This is a genomic window from Bacillus sp. SW14 (genome assembly GCF_047608225.1).
Classification (GTDB): Bacteria; Bacillota; Bacilli; order Bacillales; family Bacillaceae; genus Bacillus; species Bacillus subtilis_G.
This window is the reverse complement of sequence record NZ_JBLKRW010000001.1, coordinates 2,889,806-2,905,406: the sequence shown is the minus strand read 5'-3', so window position 1 is coordinate 2,905,406 and position 15,601 is coordinate 2,889,806. Positions and strand designations below refer to the sequence as shown.

Here is a 15,601-nt window from a genome sequence, read left to right as displayed (position 1 = left end):
CAAAAAGGAGTGGGCACCATGGCCCTGACACCAGAAGTGGAGTTTGAGGATTTTGAGGATGAAAGTGACGTCATTGAAACCTCGCAAACATACAAAATAGATTTTGAAAACGGAAGAATTACAAATGAGCTGATTACCGGGCTTGAAGCGATCAGACAATTCGTGTATATCGCCTTACAAACAGAACGATATGCGTATTCCGTATACAGCCATAATGTCGGAAATGAGCTTCAGGACGTGCTGACAGATCATGAGACGACTGATGCCTATAAAAAAATGGAGATTCCGAGGCTGATAGAAGAAGCACTGATTTATGACGACCGGATATCTGCTGTAACAGATTTTGAGATAGAAAAACAAGGCGATGCGTTTCATGTTTCCTTTGTGGTGGAGACAGATGAAGGGGCGCTTGAGATTGAGGAGGTGATTGGTGAAGATGTTTGAGGAGCAGACCTTTGAAGAGATTATGGAACGCATGCTCAACAGCATTTCCGCAGATATTGACACAAGAGAAGGCAGCGTCATTTATAATGCGTTAGCTCCGGCGGCAGCCGAGCTTGCGAAGTCATATATATGGCTGGACACCGTGCTTGAGCTGGTCTTTTCTGATACCGCCCAAGGCGAATTTTTAGACCGGCGTGCAGCGGAAGCGGGGATTGAACGGACAGCCGCAACAAAGGCGGTCAGAGCGGGAGAGTTTACATCTGGGGTTACCATTCCTGCGGGCTCACGCTTTTATGTTGATAATCTTTATTTTCAATATACGGCAGATGGGACGCTCATCTGTGAAACACCTGGTGATGCGGGAAACGCCAATCTGACCGGACGCCATTTACTTTCGCTGGATACCATTCCCGGATTAGAGACAGCCATTGTTAAAGAAATCCTGATCCCGGGGCGTGAGGAAGAAGGAGACGACAGCTTAAGAGAACGGTATTTTACAAGGGTTCGGCGCGAGGCTGTCAGCGCTAACAAAATGCACTATAAAGAGTGGGCTGAAGAAGTGGACGGTATTGGGAAAGCAAAGATCTTTCCGCTTTGGAAGGGAGACGGCACGGTCAAAATTGTCGTTACGAATGTGAATCTCGAGCCGGCTTCCGATATCTTGATTCAAAAAGTGAAAGACTATATCGACCCTGAACCAGGACAGGGGGAAGGACAGGCGCCAATTGGAGCCTATGTCACAGTGGAAAGTGCGGTCTGGAAGGATGTTGAGATTTCGGCCGAAGTACTGCCTGAGATCAATCACTCAATTGATGAAGTGAAGTCAGAAATTGAAGAGGGCGTTTTAAACCTCTTTAAGAAAATGGCGTTCGAAGACAACGTCATCCGCCTTTCTCAAATTAACAATATCGTCTATAATTCACCGTCAGTCAGTGATTATTCCAACATAAAAATCAATGGCACCTCAGAAAATCTGGTACTGAGCGACGTGGAAATTCCTAAGCTTGGGCAGGTGAAGATCATTGAGCAAACTTGATGACATGACAGCGTATCTGCCGCCGTTTCTCACCAGCCTGAAAGAAATGGCCGAGCTGCTGAAAGCGGAAGCGCCTGAATTTGATCAACAGAATCACAGCATCTTTGATCTGACGGATCAGTTATTCGTGCCGACAGCGACATGGGGGCTCAGCCGCTGGGAAAAGATTTTAAACGTGCCGCGGGAATCAGGCGATACGGATGAGATCAGACGATTGCGTCTCATTTCAAAAATATCGAACATTCCGCCAATCACCTACAAGGCCATTGAGCAGGCGGTCAATCGTTTCTTAAAAAAACCATCTGCACAGGTCCGCCTGCTGCCCGGCGAATACCGATTTAACGTGGATATCAATGTTGATGACCTTCAGCACATGAATGAGCTGATCGAAACGATAGAAAACATGAAGCCCGCTCATTTGGCGTATACGCTCAGAGGCGGATTGAACGAAACGCTTCAAATCAAAGATACAGTCATCCTGAATCACCGCAGATACCGAACAGCCAGTGAACTGAAGGTCGGTTATTCTGTCACCCTTAACAACAATGAGGTGGTTTTAACTTGATTTCAACCATGTACAGAGAACGTACAGCGGCAGATCTAAAAAGCAGAATTGATCACGTGCTGCTGAACGGACAAAAAACAGAAATAGTAGAACTCACCATTGACGGAGCGACAGTCACCGTCTTGACAAAACGTGAGGAAGACATCAAGCATATCGAAACGGTACAAATTTTTGACGAGCTGGGCAATGTGATCACAGAGAGAAAAACAGACCTGGACGTTAGCGAAAACAGAACACTCGATTTCAGATTTACTTTTGAGGTGGTGTAAACATGGCATACGAAGAAAAAACAGACTGGCTCCCCGACGACCCGATCAACGAAGACGACGTCAACCGCTGGGAAAAAGGCATAAAAGACGCCCACACAGACCTCGCCGCCCACAAAAACGACATGAACAACCCCCACAACACAACAAAGGCGCAAGTCGGGCTGGGGAATGTGGATAACGTGCAGCAGGCAGCGAAGAAGGATTTTGACCAGCATGAACAAGATCAGGTGCGGCATATTACAGAGGAAGAGCGGGAGAAATGGAATGGTGCGCAGTTATCTAAGATTACGAAAGATGATGGACAGCCTATGTTCAATATCACGAGTGATTTCCATACCGAACTGATGAACTATCCTACATTGACTTATTTTTCTTATACGGGATCGCCTCTAAATTCACCCGGCGGCTCAGGGAGAGGATTTTGGGCTTGCAGTGACAGTAAGTTATACGGACATGTGCTTGTAATGACAAATGATAATAGAACATTCCGCAAAACACTCTCAAATGGTAATTGGTCAGATTGGTTTGAAGTGGAGACAACGGAAGGCGCCCAAACAAAAGTGAACGCTCATGCAGCTAATTCGGACATCCATGTCACACAATCAGACAAAGACAAGTGGAATAACAGTCAGCTTTTTAATATTACAGCAGACAACGGTCAAGGAAAATTATACTTAAGCGAAACAGATGATTTTCATGAAATTGTTCCGAAGAACACTGGGATGGTTCATTTCACCTCCGCTTCAAATACAGTAAATGGTCCAGGAACTGCAGTCAGAGGTATATGGACTATCAATGCTACTGGGAATTACGGACAGATTATCGGTTTTGATAACGCAAATAAAACGTACCGAAAAACGGTATCAGGTGGAAACTGGTCAGATTGGGTTGAATTAGAGACAACAGCTGGAGCAGAGACAAAAGTAGCTAATCATGCTAATGACTCTTCTGCTCATATTACTGCAGGAGAAAGAAATAAGTGGAATGATGGACAGTTGTCTAAAATTACAAACGATGCGGGTGGAGTTTTTGTTTGGATAGGAGACACAGATGATTTCCTTAGTAAAATTGTAAAGTCGGGAGAGAGATTTGCAACTTTTTATTCTACTGGAAAGCCAACAAATGCACCCTCTACTTTATCCACAAGGGGGTTTTTTCATTTTACAGCAACTGATAGTAATGGCAATGGAACTTTTGGATATGTAGTAGCAATTGATTATAGAAATAATATGTTTACAAATTATCTAGATGCTAACTTGGGTTGGCAAGGCTGGAATAAAGTTGAAACTGAGAGTGGTGCTAAAGCGAAGACAGATAAAGCCTTAACTGATGCTAAAAACTATGTTGATACAAATTATACAAATCAAAATTTAACCATACTTACAGGCTCTAATGCAATTCAAGACGCAAGAACTGGAGGAAATGAATATCCCCTGGGACTAACACTAATGGATGTTGGTCAAGGAAATACTACGGGTTATCCGCTTGGTTACGGAATCGTAAAAAATGAGAAATATTCTGATTATCGTTTTGTTCAATATTTTTATAATAATGGTAATATTTCATATTCTTATGCTGGAACAGGTATTTGGGTTCGTCAATGGTACCCTCAGTCTGGATGGACAGAGTGGGAGAAAATATCTGGGTTTGCTCATGTGAATGTAGGCAGTACAGGAAAACAAGAACTAATAAAAGGTGAAACTCAAAAAATCAATTATAATCGTATTATTAAGGACAGTCATAAAATATACGATACAAATAACTCAAGATTTATAGCAAGTCATTCAGGGATGTATTTAGTCGGAGCTAGTTTAATAATTGAAAATACATTACAATATTCTAATTTTGAGCTATATGTTTATGTCAATGGATCAAAATACAAATTAATAGATCAGTATAGAATGCCTTCCCCAAAAGATAATAATGACACCAGTGAATTTAATGCAACTGTTACAGGATCAGTTACAGTACCATTGAACGCAGGAGATTATGTTGAAATATATGTATACGTTGGGTATTCAGGTTCTGCCACCCGCTATGTACAAGATAGAAATGGTATTATTAACTATTTTGATATTATTGAACTTGGAGGGCACAATTATCCTAGAGTATAGGAGGTACAAGATGATATTATACGAGGCAATCATGTATAAATACCCTGAGGCTGTGGCAAGAAAGGATTTTGAGCTGCGGAATGACGGGAATGGTTCTTATATTGAAAAATGGAACCTGCGCGCCCCAATCCCCACCCAAAAAGAGCTCGAATCTTGGTGGGAGGAGTCACAAAAAAACCCGCCGTACGAGCCGCCTAATCAGGTGGAGCTTCTCGCTCAGGAATTGTCGCAGGAAAAGCTGGCTCGCAAGCAGCTTGAAGAACTGAACAAAACATTGGGGAGCGAGCTGTCAGATATTAAGCTTTCATTACTTTCATTGAAAGGAGATCATGCTGAATGAATTATTGGGTGCTTGCCTTGCATTTTGAGTGGGCGACAGCGGAGATGGTGAAACAGGCTATCGCATATCAAGACTGTTCAATTGAGGATCTGGCAGAGGGTGTGAACAAAAAGCTGATTACACCTGACCAGTATAAAGACATTACCGGTAAAGCCATGTAAGGCTTTTTTATTTTGCCTGTTTTTAGATCAAAAGGAGGATGAAGATGGTGAAGTATCAATATGAATTTCCTCTCGATAAGACTGGAAAAGCCGGAGCTGTAAAGCCCTACAGAGGAGGAAAAAATGATTTTGTGACACCTGTTTCGAACTTGTCAGGTGTCGCGGAGATTTTAACAAACGCTGCCTTAAAGGCGACAGAGGCATACAGTCAGCTCGGGCAAGACAGGCTGGGCGCGGTTCTGATTTCGAAAGTAAAGGGCTGGGTGTATGCAGATCGCGAAGGCACGCTCTTTGTGGAAGAAAGCGAGAATAACAATGTTTGGACAACGACATCAGCAGTTAATGTCGCAGCCGGTGTCCTGACGGAGACGGACTGGGTGTACCTCTCTAAACGCTATTACCGCTTCCGTTATGTGAACGGGAACCTTCAGCAATCGGAATTTGCAGTCTACCAATCAGTCGGGGCGGGAGAAATGGATGTGCGTGTAAGTGAAAAAGCCCCTTTGCAGATTGACTTTTCGGAGATTCAGACAGACGATGGACGGCTGAAAGTGGAAGCCGGCAACACGGTTGACTTTGTCTTTCATGAAAATGCAGATTCCGCCGGAGAAGGTGCTGCTTTACCTGTAAACGGTGTCGCACATTTACTCGTTGAAGTATACGGCACAGCGGAAACGAGTGAGGTGAAATTCTGGGGTAAATCGATGTCAGGACAGAAACTTCCGATCAGAGGCGTGAAATCTGATGATGCGTCCTCTGCCTCAAGTACGTTAGGGAAAGCTGAGGCGTGGGCTTTTGATATTAAAGGGTTCAAGGAGATTATCATGGAGATTGCCAATATCACAGGCGGGACTCTTTCGGTAAAAGGAAGCGTGCTTTCATAACCATTTCGGCCCTCGGAAGGGAGGTGATCCGCATGTAAAGGAGGAGTGAGTGATGCAGCAAGAGATAGATGCGAATGTGTTCCAGCAGGATTTAACAGACATGAAAGGTGAGCACAAAGCGCTAGAGCAGCGGGTTTCCGTATTAGAACGCGTGTCAGACCGGCAAGATCAGCAAATCATGACGCTGAACGAAAAATTAAACAAAATTGATGAAAATACAACGTGGATTAAACGCACCATCACAGGTGCCATCATTACAGCAGTATGCACAGGGATCATTGGCGGAGCCATCGCCATTATGTACAACCTGCTGCAGCATTAAAGGGGGATTTTCATGAAAACGTACGACAAAGGCACGGTCATCAGGACGGTGCTTCTTTTGGTTGCATTTATTAACCAAACCATGCTGATGTTTGGCAAATCACCATTGGACATTCGAGAGGAGCAGGTCAATCAGCTTGCTGACGCTCTTTATTCTGCCGGATCTCTCATTTTTACAATAGGGACAACAGTTGCCGCTTGGTTTAAAAACAACTATGTAACAGAAAAAGGGAAAAAACAGCGTGACTTGTTAAAGGAAAATAATCTGACGAAATAAGGAGAGATCATATGGTTAACATCATTCAAGACTTTATTCCAGTCGGTGCAAATAACCGTCCAGGCTACCTCATGACACCATTCTACATTACAGTGCATAATACAGCGAACACTGCACCCGGAGCGGATGCCGAGGCACATGCCCGCTATTTGAAAAATCCTGATACGGCGACTAGCTGGCATTTTACTGTTGATGATACAGACATTTATCAGCATCTGCCATTAAATGAAAACGGATGGCATGCGGGAGACGGAAACGGCAGCGGCAACCGGGCTTCTATTGGGATTGAAATTTGTGAAAATGCCGATGGAGATTTCGCTCAAGCAACAGCAAATGCCCAGTGGCTTATTAAAATATTAATGGCTGAGCACAATATCAGTCTCGCCAATGTCGTCCCTCATAAGTATTGGTCAGGGAAGGAATGTCCGCGCCAGCTGTTGAATATATGGGATACGTTTAAAGCTGGGATTGGGGGAGGCGCGAGCCAAACCTATGTCGTGAAACAGGGTGATACGCTTACATCCATAGCGAGAGCGTTCGGTGTGACTGTTGCCCAGCTGCAAGAGTGGAACAATATCGAAGATCCGAATCTCATACAGGTCGGTCAAGTGCTAATTGTAAGTGCGCCATCGTATGCTGAAGAACCAGATCTCTATCCGCTCCCGGACGGAATAATCAAACTGACAACACCTTACGCCTCAGGCGAACATGTCTTTCAGGTACAGCGAGCACTGGCCGCTCTCTATTTTTACCCTGATAAAGGAGCTGCCAATAACGGAATTGATGGCATTTACGGACCGAAAACTGCTGATGCGGTTGCGCGTTTTCAGTCTGTTAACGGTTTAGCGGCCGACGGTATTTACGGGCCGGCGACTAAAGCAAAGATCGCGGCGCAATTAAGCTAATCGCAGCAAAAAATCCCGGAGTTTCCGGGATTTATTTTTTCTTCTTCAACTTTTTTAATATACCTGCACTGCGCTCCCGAACCCGAAGCGAATACCCCGAAAGGCCAAACCTTCCGTAATCAACAAACTTCACACGCCTCACCAATTTTTTCACTGTATCACCTGACAATATCCTCTGTTTGTTTTAGTATATGTAACCCTTTAAGAAAAGGAATAAGGACAAGAGCTGTTTTCCCTTGTCCTTTTAGTGTGATCATGCTTTTTTTCGTTTATACTCGTCAATCAGCCGTTCGTTTTCTTTGAAGATTCTTGCTGTATGCGGGCTGACTTGATAGCTTGCGACACTGGTGGTTGAACGTTTTTTCAGGATCTTTGACGGTTTTGCCGCCCGGGGCTCGCATCCGTTTTGAAACGCGCGTTCCATTATCCTTCACCTTCCTCCTCAATTGGCAGAACTAAATCATATATGCTCGTTAATGATGTGAAAAGCAAATAATCAAATTCCGTGACAATGCTGTCAGACGTCAGCTTGATGACGTAGCTCTGTGTCTCGATGGTAAATGGGATGAGAACCACTTTTCCGTATTGGTCGTAATAAACATCCTTTCGATCGAGCCGTGTCTGCACGTCTGCCGGATCGTCCATATGCTCGGTTAATCGGTCCTTATCGGCCTGTGTCGAATAGTGACAAAGTGAGGCCGTTAAGTTCATTTTATCGGCATAGGCTTTCAGCAGCTTATCAATACCTTCAGCATATGCATCTATACTTCCATAATAAACGTGGATCGGTTCGTTTTTCAATAGGTATTGGTATGTTTTCAGCCGATCGAGATACATGTGAAGCATTTCGTTGTTTTCTTCGAGGATTTCTCTTGTGTCGGTTTCCAGTTCGCTGCCGGCCAGTTTTTTGACGTATGCGCTTAAGAAGATGAAAGCGTCAATTAAAGCGAAACTGACAGCGACAATGAGATACCGTTCCCAGTCGGTAAACAGGGAAAAGGGCTCATATGTCCAGTATATCATAGCACCCAAAACAAACAGCAAGTACCATGTTTTCCGGATGGCGGACATTTTTTCTTTGACCTTCGCTTCGAAACGCCACGTGGCGTACACGTATAAGCCTAATCCGGCCATGATGCACCAGACCATGATCTGAAAGAATAAAAGCATACATGAATCCCTCACATCTGAAATAGGTTCTGCTTATTGTATTCGAGAGATCCTGCTGATTTTCCTGTTCCATCAAAAAAACCGCTCCTTTGACAGAAGCGGTGTACCATTAAAAAATCATATTTAAAATAAAGTAGGCGATGGCACCGAGTGTCGCTGAAATCGGAAGCGTGATGACCCATGTCACGAGCATACGCTTAGCTGTGCCCCAGTTTACGCCTTTTACCCGGTGTGACGCACCGACGCCAAGGATAGATGAAGAAATGACGTGGGTTGTGCTGACCGGCAAATGTATAAATGTGGCGCCGAAAATAATGGCTGCCCCGGTTAAGTCAGCGGAAACACCGTTTACCGGACGGATTTTCATGATCTTTCCGCCAACGGTTTTGATGATTTTCCAGCCGCCGATTGAAGTTCCAAGACCCATGGCTGTCGCGCAGGCGAATTGCACCCAGGTTGGAATGACATCAGCAGAAGTATGTAAATTCGCTGTGATGAGAGCCATTGTGATAATTCCCATTGCTTTTTGCGCATCGTTTGTTCCGTGGGTGTATGATTGCAGGGCAGCTGTTACAATTTGCACTCTGCGGAACTGCTTGTTCGTTTTCGACAAATTGCTGTCTTTGAAAATCAGCTTAACGATGCTGTAAAGAATAAAACCAAGAACAAAGGCAATAATGGGTGATAGGATCAGTGCTTCAATAATTTTGATAAAGCCCTTATAATTTAACGCAGCAAATCCAGCCGCGGCAATAGCTGCACCGGCAATAGCTCCAATGATGGCATGAGATGAGCTGCTTGGAATGCCGTAGTACCATGTGATCAGGTTCCAGGCAATCGCAGCGAGTAGCGCAGCCAAAATGACAACTGAACCATTTTCCAGTGTATAAGGGTCCACGATGTCTTTCGTAATGGTTTTTGCAACACCTGTAAATGTCATTGCCCCGATAAAGTTCATCACAGCCGCCATGATAATGGCGTGACGCGGTTTCAGCGCTTTTGTGGATACCGAAGTGGCAATTGCGTTCGCCGTATCATGAAACCCGTTGATGAAATCAAACACCAGAGCACAAATGACTATTAGTATCGTTAATATGAATAGAATATCCATTTTTACCCCTCGTTACGCGTTTTTCATAATGATGGTTTCAAGATTATTGGCAACACTTTGGCAAGAGTCAGCAATTTCTTCAAGCGTTTCGTAAATTTCACGGTATTGAATCACTTTGATCGGATCTGTTTCATTTCCGAAAAGATTCTTTAATGACTTTCTGTGCAGGTTGTCACAGCTGTGCTCATATTCTTTAATTTTGATCGCGTGAGGCTGAATATCCTTTAAGCGGTTTTCTGCCAGCAGCTCAATTGTAATCAAAATTTCTTTCGCACATTCTCTGATGTATCCGCTGAATTTATCGATATGCTCGTCTGATGAAGTAATTGAAAAAATCTCCATCATGGCAGAGAAATGCTCGATTCCGTCAAGCACATCATCCAGGCTGTTTGTCAGCTGAAGGATATCTTCGCGTTCAATAGGAGTGATGAACGCTTTGTTAAGCTCTTTAATCATGACATGAACATGATTGTCACCTTTTGTTTCATATTCCTTTAACGTATCTGCGAATTCTTTAAGCGTCGTTTGGTTTGTAACCTTAAAGTTCACAAAATATTCGGCAGTTTCGTCTATATTCTTTGCGATTTCTGTTAAAAGGAGTGAGAACTTATCTTTTTTTCTTCTTATCATTAAAAACCCTCCATAGTTTGAATGAGACAATGCACACATCAAATTATTATATAGCCTTTTGTCGAAAAAAAACAGGAAAAGTCGAAAAAAACGCGGCTTGACTTTTTCGGTAAATCATGTCTCTTTATCATGGCCTGCTTCGGTACAAAAAACGACCCAAGTTAGCAAAATCCTTCTGCTTAACGTAAAAAGTATATCAAAAGTTGTGTTTTTCCTGTCAACTTTTTTCTTCTGTTTCACCAAAAAACGGTTCCCAAAACAAGGGAACCGTTTTATCAGCTAGCTTTTCGTTTTTTCATCCAGTAATAAACAGGCAGTCCGGCAAGGCCGATGAGGATTGATAATCCACAGCTCAGTGTATCTGTAATCAGTGTGCTTCCTAACACAAAGAATGAGCCCGCGATTGCCAAAATCGGCATGAATGGGTAAAGCGGAACACTGTAGGCGCGCTTTTCTCCCTTTGTTCGCTTGCGGAGGATAAACACCGCAAAAAAGGCCATTACATAAAAAATGTAGATCATGAAAATAGAGATTTCCGAGAGCTTATCAGGGTTGCTGATCAGCATCATAATCAAAGACACAGCAATCTGGAAGGTAATCGCAATCCATGGTGTGCGGAACGTTGGATGCACATGTGACAGTTTTTCAGCAAATGGAAGCTGTTTGCGTTCCGCCATCGCGTAGGACACTCGCGGGAAAGAAAGGATCTTTCCGTTTAAGCAGCCGAAGATGCTGACAATAATCCCGACGCTGATCAGCTTTCCGCCAACTGAACCGAACAGCATGGTCGCAGCAGTGCTTGTCGCATTTTCACCAAGTGTGACAATTTCGTTCGCAGACAGGATGTGAAGCAATGCAAAATTAATGAAAATATAGATGGCTGTTACGATTAATAATCCGCCAGTCATTGCACGTGGGAGCAGCTTTTCGGGGTTTTTCATTTCTCCGCCGAGAGCGGCCAGAAGAATCCATCCGTCGTAAGCAAACAGTGTAGCCAAGATGGCTGCTCCGAAATTCATATCGGAAATGCTTTCGTTTACTGCTGTAAAGATGTGCTGATCGCCTTTCCAAAGACCGAAGATGATGATGCATGCAATCGGAATCAGCTTGCCGATCGTTGTCAACGTTTGGACAAAGCCGCCGTACTTTGTACCGATAATATTAATGATGCATAAAAAGAGAACGGCTATAATTCCGATTCCTTTTGATAGTCCAGATCCCCAGCCGAAAAGATTCGCCATTAAAGATCCAAAATATAAACCCAGCGCGCCGATAATCGCCGGACCGTAAATGATAATCTGCACCCAGCCGCACAAAAACCCCCAAAACTCTCCGTACACTTCTTCAAGGTACGTATAGAGCCCGCCGGTTTTCGGAATCTGCGTTCCGATTTCCGCGATTGTCAAACCGCCCGCCAATGTTAAAATACCGCCCAACAGCCAGGCGAATAGCGCTGTCTTTGCATCACCCGAATAAGCGAGCACAGCGCCAGGCTTCATAAACACACCTGAACCGATAATGGTTCCGATGACAAGAGTAAGGGCAAACAAGAGGCCTATCTCTTTTTTTAAACCGTTGTCTTCAGTATGCATGTCCTTAACCTCCTATGATGTTGAAGCTTCATGATGAAGAATCTATTTTTCATATTGTAAACCCTATTTTAGAAAAGTGAAATAAAATAAATTTTCTGATTTTCGATATTTGCTTTCAATGTGGCTGATAAACCTATGGAAACGCCTGCTTTAATAATTAATAAACGAATAAAAATGTGTTTTTCAAGTTCAAAAGTTCGTGTTTTTCGGTAGGATTTCAACCGTCATAGAAGATGCTGTAAGAACCTAGCAAAATAACGAACCTCCGATGAAGCTGATATGTTGACTTTCCCATGGGAATAAAATACCTTGTTATTAGAACACTAAATATATAACTATGATATAATATCTCGAAATCAAGATAAAATGACCTGGAGGGACAGCATATGAAAGTCAACGGCATTCACCACGTGTCGGCATTAACGGCCGACGCACAAAAAAACTTAGATTTTTATAAGAAAGTATTAGGATTAAAGCTCGTCAAAAAATCCGTCAACCAAGATGAACCGACAATGTACCATCTGTTCTACGGAGATGAAGTGGCAAATCCGGGAACTGAGCTGACGTTTTTCGAGATTCCCCGCATTGCGCCGTTTCATGCGGGCACAAACAGTATTTCTTCTATTGGTTTGCGTGTTCCAAGCACAGAAGCCCTGCATTTTTGGAAAGAACGTTTTGAAGAGCATCAGGTGGCGCATAGCGGAGTCACCCAAAGAGCGGGACGTGACATATTGGCATTCCGAGATCATGAAGGGCAGCGCCTTGTGCTGACTGCGGATGAGAAAGGAAAAGGATATGGTCTGCCTGTTAAACAAAGCGGTATTCCGGAAGAATTTTCGTTTCGCGGGTTAGGGCCGGTTGAGCTGACTGTACCGTACGCTGAACCAACTTTACACGTATTGATGAATATTCTCGGATTTACAGAAATCAGCCGTGAAACAGTCGAAGGACAAGGAGCGGCCGTCATTTTGGAATCTGGAGAAGGCGGTGCTGCAACAGAAATCCATTTAATAGAAAGAAACGATCTTCCGCGCGAACGCCAAGGAAAAGGAAGTGTTCACCATGTTGCGTTTCGGGTAAGAGATGAAGAAGAGCTTGCCGGGTGGCATCAGATCATCAGCCGGGAAGGCTATAGCAATTCCGGCATCGTTGAACGCTACTATTTCAAGGCGCTGTATTTCAGAGAGCCGAACGGCATTTTGTTCGAGTTATCAACAGATGGACCGGGATTTATGGTTGATGAAAACCTTGATGAGCTAGGCCAAACGATCGCTCTTCCTCCGTATCTTGAGCATCGAAGAGCTGAAATAGAAGCAAAACTAAAACCGATACACTAAATTGAGATTGATTTGCCTTCCGGCGCTGCCGGGAGGCTTTTTTATTATCATAGAGGCTGCATAAACAGCATGGCTTATTGGGCAGGACATATCAGGTGACGATTGGGAGAAATGGCTTAAAACCCGTTGTATATATGGACGATTGGCACGAAATGGTCTCGGCAAAAATATTGCCTTTGTTTATTAATAGTTTATTCATATTTGCTTGTTACACTATTTCAAAGTTAGACAAAAAGGAGTGAAAAACAAGTGGAAAAGAAAAAACGCGAGCTGGATATCGTCCTTATCCTCATTTTGCTCGCATCTGCATTTTTAAATATCTATAACATTTGGACGGACGACACGGTGAATCCTTATTACACCGCGGCAGTTACAAGTATGATGCAAAGCTTTCATAATTTCTTTTATGCTTCGTTCGATGCTGCCGGCTTTATAACAGTTGATAAACCGCCTGTTACATACCAAATCCAAACGATCAGTGCATTAATATTCGGTATGCACGGGTGGAGCGTCATTCTCCCTCAAGCATTGGCGGGTGTAGGTTCAGTCCTTCTGATGTACTTGCTGATTAAGCCGACATTCGGTAAAACGGCGGCGCGCATTGCCTCATTTGTTATGGCATGTACGCCGATTGCTGTAGCTGTAGCACGAACAAACAATGTCGATGCATTACTGGTATTTTTCTTATTGCTTGCCACATGGCTCCTCTTTAAAGCGATCAGAAAAGGAAAGCTGATATGGCTGTTAGCAGCATTTTTCGTGGTTGGGATAGGTTTCAATACAAAAATGCTTCAAGCTTATATGATTTTACCGGCTTTCTTATTGTTCTATCTGATTGCGGCAAACGCCACAATCAAGAAAAAAATCGTTTCATTGGTAAGTGCTTTAGCTGTATTGGCAGCCGTTTCGTTATCATGGCCGCTCATTGTTGACAATATCCCTGCAAGCAAGCGGCCTTATATCGGAAGCAGCCAGACCAACTCTGTTTTGGAATTGGCTTTCGGCTATAACGGGATTCAGCGGCTGACGGGCCAAAATTCCGGCGGCCAGGGCGGACCAAACGGAGACGCTTCAAAAGAAATGTCTTCCTCAGATAACAGTTCAACACAAAATCAAGCACCGCCTAATCAGTCATCAAGCAGCAGTTCATCAAGTAATGACAAATCATCAAATGGCAATATGACGGCACCTCCATCCAATGGCCAAATGCCAAGCGGAGGAGAAATGCCAAGCGGCGGTCAAGGAGGCCCTCCAAGCGGCGGAGATGGCGGCCAAGGGGGACCTGGCGGAGACGGAGGGAAAGGCGGAACAGGAACCGGTTCGAAAATGCAATCAGGTTCAGGAATGTTTGGAACGGGAACACCTGGTCCGCTGCGGCTTTTCCAAACAGAGTTATCTGATCAAATCAGCTGGCTTATGCCATTTGCGATTTTTGGAATCGCAGGCTTACTGATCGCTGGCGCGAGAGAAAGAAGAAGATTATCTATAGAGCAGAAGGAAACGGTATTCTGGGTTGCGTGGCTTGTACCGATTGCCGGATTCTTCAGTGTCGCAGAATTTTTTCATCATTATTATCTCATTATGCTGGCGCCGCCGATTGCTGCACTTGTCGGAGCTGGATGGGTTGCGCTCGTTCAGTTATACCGAAACCATACAGGCTGGAAGTCTTGGCTATTGCCGGTGGCGATGATTGCCACAACAGGATTTGAATTGTTTATTCTGAGAAACTACAACGATCAAATCGGTGTTGGATGGAGTATCGGCGTAGGGGTTATCGGTGCGTTATCTGCCATTGCTCTTTTGATTTTTAAACAGCGTGAAAAACCGCTCACATATTATATATCACTTGCAGGTCTTCTCGTATTGCTTGTGATGCCGATTTATTGGGCAAGCACACCTCTCCTGTACGGAGGAAACAGTTCTCTTCCTGAAACAGGGCCGCAGCTCGCTTCAAGCAGCGGAAAAGGCATGGGAATGTCTGATGCGACTGTAAATGAAAAACTGATCAAATATCTAGAGGAGAATAACTCTGGGGCTGAATACCTATTCGCCACAACCGATTCGAACACAGCGGCGCCATATATTATCAAAACGAAAAAGGCCGTCATGACGATCGGCGGATTCAGCGGTTCTGACCCGGCCATCACGCTGACTCAATTTAAAAAGCTCGTAAAAGAAGGAAAAGTGAAATACTTCTTGGCTTCAGGAATGGGGAAAGGCGGAAACAATGAAATTGTCGAATGGGTTCAAGAAAACGGCAAGAAAGTTTCTTCTGATAAATGGCAGTCAAGCGCTGATCAGCAGACATCACCTGATCAGACTGATTCATCAGGTACGTCAAGCGAGAGCAACGCTTCAGGCCAAACCGGCAAAATGGGCGGCGGGCCTGGCGGAATGAACCAGTCAGCTGCATTATACGAACTAAATGCTGATGAATAGGAGGAA

20 protein-coding genes are annotated in these 15,601 nt (G+C 44.1%); 14 read left to right on the top strand and 6 right to left on the bottom strand.

The features are described from left to right. Positions 1–18 precede the first annotated feature (18 nt). Genes ACMX2I_RS14950 through ACMX2I_RS14900 form a run of 11 tightly spaced genes read left to right on the top strand, consistent with a single transcriptional unit; the run spans position 19 to position 7,316 of the window. Positions 19–444 carry a DUF2634 domain-containing protein gene (locus tag ACMX2I_RS14950; protein ID WP_087990900.1) on the top strand — a complete coding sequence of 142 codons (426 nt, stop codon included), beginning with the start codon at positions 19–21 and terminating at the stop codon, positions 442–444. Beyond that, positions 437–1,480, top strand: coding sequence for a baseplate J/gp47 family protein (locus ACMX2I_RS14945; protein ID WP_202328636.1), 1,044 nt, complete (start codon positions 437–439; stop codon positions 1,478–1,480). The genes ACMX2I_RS14950 and ACMX2I_RS14945 overlap by 8 nt, the downstream gene beginning before the upstream one ends. Continuing rightward, the gene (locus ACMX2I_RS14940; RefSeq protein WP_087990902.1) at positions 1,467–2,045 is read left to right on the top strand and encodes a YmfQ family protein; all 579 of its coding nucleotides are present in this window, start codon (positions 1,467–1,469) and stop codon (positions 2,043–2,045) included. Before ACMX2I_RS14945 ends, ACMX2I_RS14940 begins: the two co-directional genes overlap by 14 nt. Beyond that, entirely contained in the window at positions 2,042–2,314 is a 273-nt protein-coding gene (locus ACMX2I_RS14935; protein ID WP_414957343.1) for a hypothetical protein, read from the top strand. The genes ACMX2I_RS14940 and ACMX2I_RS14935 overlap by 4 nt, the downstream gene beginning before the upstream one ends. 2 nt (positions 2,315–2,316) lie before the next feature. Further along, entirely contained in the window at positions 2,317–4,428 is a 2,112-nt protein-coding gene (locus ACMX2I_RS14930) for a terminase (protein WP_414957342.1), read from the top strand. Between the two features lie 10 nt (positions 4,429–4,438). Continuing rightward, positions 4,439–4,768, top strand: coding sequence for an XkdW family protein (locus ACMX2I_RS14925; protein ID WP_414957341.1), 330 nt, complete (start codon positions 4,439–4,441; stop codon positions 4,766–4,768). Then, positions 4,765–4,929 carry an XkdX family protein gene (locus tag ACMX2I_RS14920; protein WP_039073675.1) on the top strand — a complete coding sequence of 55 codons (165 nt, stop codon included), beginning with the start codon at positions 4,765–4,767 and terminating at the stop codon, positions 4,927–4,929. Before ACMX2I_RS14925 ends, ACMX2I_RS14920 begins: the two co-directional genes overlap by 4 nt. 44 nt (positions 4,930–4,973) lie before the next feature. After that, positions 4,974–5,813 (top strand): phage-like element PBSX protein XepA, encoded by an 840-nt coding sequence (gene xepA, locus ACMX2I_RS14915; RefSeq protein ID WP_414957340.1) that lies wholly within the window; start codon positions 4,974–4,976, stop codon positions 5,811–5,813. Positions 5,814–5,865: 52 nt separating this feature from the next. Then, positions 5,866–6,135, top strand: coding sequence for a hemolysin XhlA family protein (locus ACMX2I_RS14910; protein ID WP_414957339.1), 270 nt, complete (start codon positions 5,866–5,868; stop codon positions 6,133–6,135). Positions 6,136–6,147: 12 nt separating this feature from the next. Continuing rightward, positions 6,148–6,411, top strand: coding sequence for a phage holin (locus ACMX2I_RS14905; RefSeq protein WP_414957338.1), 264 nt, complete (start codon positions 6,148–6,150; stop codon positions 6,409–6,411). Positions 6,412–6,422: 11 nt separating this feature from the next. After that, a complete protein-coding gene (locus tag ACMX2I_RS14900; protein ID WP_414957337.1) occupies positions 6,423–7,316 on the top strand; it encodes an N-acetylmuramoyl-L-alanine amidase in 894 nt (297 codons plus the stop codon). Positions 7,317–7,347: 31 nt separating this feature from the next. Here the strand turns inward: ACMX2I_RS14900 and spoIISC are convergent, their stop codons facing one another. The 6 genes from spoIISC to steT all read right to left on the bottom strand — a co-directional run bounded on the left by spoIISC (position 7,348) and on the right by steT (position 11,819). Continuing rightward, the gene (gene spoIISC, locus ACMX2I_RS14895; RefSeq protein WP_119913750.1) at positions 7,348–7,485 is read right to left on the bottom strand and encodes a three component toxin-antitoxin-antitoxin system antitoxin SpoIISC; all 138 of its coding nucleotides are present in this window, start codon (positions 7,483–7,485) and stop codon (positions 7,348–7,350) included. A gap of 84 nt (positions 7,486–7,569) precedes the next feature. Further along, positions 7,570–7,740 (bottom strand): three component toxin-antitoxin-antitoxin system antitoxin SpoIISB, encoded by a 171-nt coding sequence (gene spoIISB, locus ACMX2I_RS14890; RefSeq protein ID WP_010330434.1) that lies wholly within the window; start codon positions 7,738–7,740, stop codon positions 7,570–7,572. Continuing rightward, positions 7,740–8,486: a toxin-antitoxin-antitoxin system toxin SpoIISA gene (gene spoIISA / locus ACMX2I_RS14885; protein ID WP_148963835.1), complete on the bottom strand. Its 747-nt coding sequence runs from the start codon at positions 8,484–8,486 to the stop codon at positions 7,740–7,742. The genes spoIISB and spoIISA overlap by 1 nt, the downstream gene beginning before the upstream one ends. Positions 8,487–8,595: 109 nt before the next feature. Next, positions 8,596–9,597: an inorganic phosphate transporter gene (locus tag ACMX2I_RS14880; RefSeq protein ID WP_087990912.1), complete on the bottom strand. Its 1,002-nt coding sequence runs from the start codon at positions 9,595–9,597 to the stop codon at positions 8,596–8,598. A gap of 12 nt (positions 9,598–9,609) precedes the next feature. Continuing rightward, positions 9,610–10,227, bottom strand: coding sequence for a DUF47 domain-containing protein (locus ACMX2I_RS14875; RefSeq protein WP_003218470.1), 618 nt, complete (start codon positions 10,225–10,227; stop codon positions 9,610–9,612). Between the two features lie 275 nt (positions 10,228–10,502). Beyond that, the gene (steT, locus tag ACMX2I_RS14870; RefSeq protein WP_414957336.1) at positions 10,503–11,819 is read right to left on the bottom strand and encodes a serine/threonine exchanger; all 1,317 of its coding nucleotides are present in this window, start codon (positions 11,817–11,819) and stop codon (positions 10,503–10,505) included. Between the two features lie 386 nt (positions 11,820–12,205). Here steT and ACMX2I_RS14865 point away from each other — a divergent pair, with 386 nt between their 5' ends. The 3 genes from ACMX2I_RS14865 (at position 12,206) to ACMX2I_RS14855 (ending at position 15,595) form a co-directional block, all read left to right on the top strand. Continuing rightward, positions 12,206–13,156, top strand: a complete 951-nt coding sequence (locus tag ACMX2I_RS14865; RefSeq protein WP_414957335.1) for a ring-cleaving dioxygenase — start codon at positions 12,206–12,208, stop codon at positions 13,154–13,156. A gap of 95 nt (positions 13,157–13,251) precedes the next feature. After that, on the top strand, positions 13,252–13,398 hold the full coding sequence (locus ACMX2I_RS14860) for a hypothetical protein (protein WP_414957334.1): 147 nt from the start codon (positions 13,252–13,254) through the stop codon (positions 13,396–13,398). 7 nt (positions 13,399–13,405) lie between these two features. Beyond that, complete coding sequence (locus ACMX2I_RS14855) at positions 13,406–15,595, top strand: glycosyltransferase family 39 protein (protein WP_414957333.1); 2,190 nt, start codon at positions 13,406–13,408, stop codon at positions 15,593–15,595. Positions 15,596–15,601: the final 6 nt, after the last annotated feature.